Raw genomic sequence first — 1,008 nt, 5'->3', positions numbered from 1 at the left:
CAACAGGGCCAGACCTGGTCGCAGCTCCGACCTGACCCTACTGATCTTCGTCCCGCCGGGCTCGAACGCGCCGTTAACGAAGGGATTAGTCAGCATGGCCTACAGCCCGGCACACGATCATCGCTCAACAGGGAGTTTGGGCTTGTGCTGGTAGCCCAATCGGGACAGGTGAGGCTTACGCCCACCCTTGCCGAGCATAGTCAGCTCATGGCCTCGTTGCCACAAAGCCTAAGTCAGCAAGAACGCTCAAGGGTCAATCGCTTCCTGTGCCATCTGGAGCAACAGGGCCAGACCTGGTCACAGCTGTGGCCTGATCCGACTGATCCTCGTCCCGCCGGGCTCGAACGCGCCGTTAACGAAGGGATTAGTCAGCATGGCCTACATAGTCATATACGAGCAGTACTCAACAGGGCGTTTGGGCTTGTGCTGGTAGGCGAATCGGGACAGGTGAGGCTTACGCCCACCCTTGCCGAGCATAGTCAGCTCATGGCCTCGTTGCCACAAAGCTTAAATAAACTAGAGCGCTCACATATCAATCGCTTCCTGTGCCATCTGGAGCAACAGGGCCAGACCTGGTCACAGCTGTGGCCTGATCCGACTGATCCTCGTCCCGCTGGGCTCGAACGCGCGGTTAACGAAGGGATCAATAACCATGGCCTACAGCCCGGCACACGATCATCGCTCAACAGGGAGTTTGGGCTTGTGCTGGTAGCCCAATCGGGACGGGTGATACTTAAGCCCACCCTTGCCGAGCATCAACTGGTCATGACTTCGCTGCCACAAAGCCTAAGTCAACAAAAGCGTTCAAAGATCAATCGCTTCCTGTGCCATCTGGAGCAACAGGGCCAGACCTGGTCGCAGCTCCGACCTGATCCGACTGATCCTCGTCCCGCTGGGCTCGAACGCGCGGTTAACGAAGGGATCAGTCGGCATGGCCTACAGCCCGGCACACGAGCACCGCTCAATGAGGCGTTTGGACTTGAATTGAAATAAGTGCACCGAAATAGC

General features: G+C 57.5%; 1 protein-coding gene. It reads left to right on the top strand.

From position 1 onward, the window contains the following. Positions 1 to 993: hypothetical protein (locus IEX86_RS24710; RefSeq protein WP_188868790.1), on the top strand; the 993-nt coding region annotated here is incomplete at its 5' end. Positions 994 to 1,008 lie beyond the last annotated feature (15 nt).

This window comes from Pseudomonas asuensis, assembly GCF_014646755.1.
GTDB classification, from domain to species: Bacteria; Pseudomonadota; Gammaproteobacteria; order Pseudomonadales; family Pseudomonadaceae; genus Chryseomonas; species Chryseomonas asuensis.
Note: the sequence above shows the minus strand (reverse complement) of the source record. Positions and strands in the feature narration are given on the sequence as shown.